We start from the raw sequence: 3,030 nt of genomic DNA, 5'->3' as shown, positions 1-3,030 counted from the left end.
CGCCCAAAGCCCATCGGCCAGGCCTGCCCCTTTCACGGTCGGGTCCAGGAGACCGGGATGTTTCATACGTGCGGGCAGATCATGCAGGCGTCCCAGCTCCAGCAGCAGGGGGACGAGGGCGCCATAGCCAGGCGTCGCCGGCCGGACTTGGTCGGCCCAGTGCTGTAGCAGCGAGCTCTTGCCGGCCCCGGGCTCGCCCAGGATGATGTGGAAGCCCGCGCCGCCCCGCAGGTCGTCCAGGACCTGGGCCTCGGGGCGCTCCTCCCAAGACGAAGACGGCGGTGCGAAGCTTTCCCGCCAGGCCTCGTAGTGGGGCAGGTTGGCTCCGTCCCTCGACCCCAGTTGCTCCCGGTCCGGCGTTGGTCGAGTGACCGGGGTTCCCAACCGGGCCGGGAAATATGGGATCACCAGGGGCGGAACAAGCATGGGCGGGCGGCACAACCGGTGGACTGGGGAGCGGCCCCAGGGTAGAGGAGAACGCACTACGCGGCACGCGTGTATTTCTAGCCAAGGCCGCATTTTGGCGAACTTGACGGCTGACGGTGCTCAGCGGAGGCACTTGCTCCAGCGCTCGTCCTTCCTCCTGCAGGGCGGGGACGCACACCAATTCCTTGGGCAGCCACAGCGCCGTGCTGAATCCGCGCATCTGGTTGTGTGCTCATTCGTCATCTTGATCATGGTCATCGGGGCCCAGGTATTTAGGCAGGAGGCTCAGCCAGTGGCTGAACTCATTGGGCAGACTTTCCAGCAGGATGCTGGGATTCTTGACTGCAGCCAGCCAAACGGTTTCTTCTGGATGCCGGATCAGGCCTTCCAGTACCTCGGGCGGTGTCGAGGGATTATCGGCTACGGCCTCCCTCACATCCCTATCCTCATCGTTGGCTAATCGTTTCAGGAGTTCCCGGGAGGCAGATTGGTTCTGGGCCACTGCCCAGCGCACGTCATCCTTCGCATCCCCGGCTAAACGCTCCAATTCTTCAAGCGGCGTGGAAGTGTCCTTGGCTATCCCGACTTCCTTCCACAGCCATTTCTCCGCCGCGGAAGGTGGCGGTTCCCAGAAAGAGTCTTGGCCATAGGTGCGGGCCAGCTGCTGCAGGCCCGTCAAGGGTCCCGGAGGACTCTCGGAATTAGGCTGCGCCACAGGCATCATCTCGTCGGCTTCGGGCTGTTCCTGGATTGCCGCCGGCGTCGTGGGGTCTCGGGCGGCGGCTGTTCGCACCAGCGGGTGCGGATCAAAGGCTAGGCGCGCCAAGGTTTTCGCCGAGCTGGAAGGGTGTCGAGCCACCGCTAACCGGATGAACATCTCGGGTGAACCGGCCAGGCGCTCCAGGGCCGGCGCTGGGGTGAATGGGTTTCCGGCCGCGGCCGACCATACCTCTTCGAACGTATCCTCCGCCAGGCGCTCCAGGAAGGGCGGGGGCGCTAGGGGGTCACTGGCGATGGCCAGGGCCCGGAGCGATCCCGGGGCGATCGCCGCGTCGAGCGTCGACCAGGCGGTTCCAAGTCCCAGGGCGCAGCCGGGCACGTGTCACCAGATGCAGGGCGGTGCGCAGAGGGCTGCGGCNGATGCCGTGCAGGAGGGGGGGATCAGTGACGTGGTCCTGGCCCAGCCCCACCAGCCATGCCAGGGCGTCGNCCACTTCGNCCCCTTTGCCTGCCGCCACCAGCCGGGCCAGCAGCAGCGCCAGGACCTCCTCGTGGTGCGGGTCAGCCCAGTGGCGTTCCACCTCCGTCAGGGCGCCAGTGTCCACCAGAGAGGCCGCCAGATAATATTCCTGGAAGGTCAGGTGCAGGAAGGACACGGTACCCCGCCGGTCGTCCACCACCAGCAGGCCGCTGGCGCGCAGGGCGGCCATCAGCTCGTCGGGATTGTGAACGACTTTCTGAGCAAGGGCGTCCTCAAGCAGTCCCTTCTTCCCTTCAGCCGACAGGCCCAGCGCGTTGGCCAGGTGTTCCAGCACACGGTCGCGTGCCCGGGTGCGGTCCCGCGCGAGCCCCTCGACCCGCCGGTGCCAAAGGTTCTCGACAGTAAGCTGGTAGAAGTCCGCCCGCGAGGCCGGCAGCCGACCGGGGTCCCCCCTCCAGAGCTCGGCGGCCAGGGTCAGCAGCAGGGGGTTGCCGGCCAGGGGGGCGAGGGCGGCATGGCGGTCCAGTGCCGCCACCAGGTGGGCGGCCTGGCCCTGCCCCAGGGCCGGCGCCAGGAAGGCGGCCCGCTCCTCCCCCGGCCGCAACGGCATCAGGGTCAGCACCGGCTCCGAGGCCCATCGCGCTAACTCCGCCCCGGCCCCCTGCCAGACGGCGGTGCGGCAGGTGACGGCCACGGCGCCGGGCAGAGTGCGGAAGCGCTCCAGCCATTCCACCATTGGCCGGGCGTCCGGCAGTTCGTCCAGCCCGTCCAGCAGCCACAGGGGCCGGAAGAGCCGGCCGTCGCCCGGGACGCCGGGATCGCCCAGGGCCCAGAGCCGGTCGGCCAGGGCACCGCCTTTTAGGGCCGGGTCTAGGAGGTCGGCGAGACCGTGCAGGCGTCGCAGCTCCAGCCGCAGAGGGACCAGGGCGCCGTAGCCGGGCGTCGCCGGCCGGGCTTGGTCGGCCCAGTGCCGTAGCAGCGAGCTCTTACCGGCCCCGGGTTCCCCCAGGACGATGTGGAGGCCCCGGCCGTGGCCGCGCAGCGCCCGCAGGGCCTGGGCCTCGGGGCGCTCCTCCCAGGCTTGGTCCTGAACGGCGAAGCTTTCCCGCCAGGCCTCGTAGTGGGGCAGGTTGGCTCCGCCCCCCGACCCCGGTCGCTCCCGGTCCGGCGTTGGTCGAGTGACCGGGGTTCCCAGCCGGGCCGGGAAATAGGGGATCACCAGGGGGGCAGCAGGGGCAGGCATGGGCGGTACGGTCGATCGACGGAACAATGCACCGATGGTAGCGTAGAAACACCCGCCTGTTGCGTGTATTTCCCAGCGAGGTCGCCACTTTTGTCGGCATTGACGGCTGCCCTTGCTCCAGCACCCGCCCTGGCCCCGCAGCGATATCCGAAGGTCCAGG

At 68.7% G+C, this 3,030-nt stretch carries 2 protein-coding genes; both read right to left on the bottom strand.

Annotated features, from left to right (window positions below):
* On the bottom strand, positions 1 to 426 hold a 426-nt coding region (locus tag I55_RS36070; protein WP_148293802.1), incomplete at its 3' end, for a hypothetical protein.
* A 232-nt stretch (positions 427 to 658) separates the two neighbouring features.
* The gene (locus tag I55_RS34575) at positions 659 to 1,252 is read right to left on the bottom strand and encodes a hypothetical protein (RefSeq protein WP_159107223.1); all 594 of its coding nucleotides are present in this window, start codon (positions 1,250 to 1,252) and stop codon (positions 659 to 661) included.
* Positions 1,253 to 3,030 lie beyond the last annotated feature (1,778 nt).

It is taken from the genome of Azospirillum sp. B4 (genome assembly GCF_000333275.1).
Lineage (GTDB): Bacteria > Pseudomonadota > Alphaproteobacteria > Azospirillales > Azospirillaceae > Nitrospirillum.
This window is presented reverse-complemented; position numbering and strand designations above follow the sequence as displayed.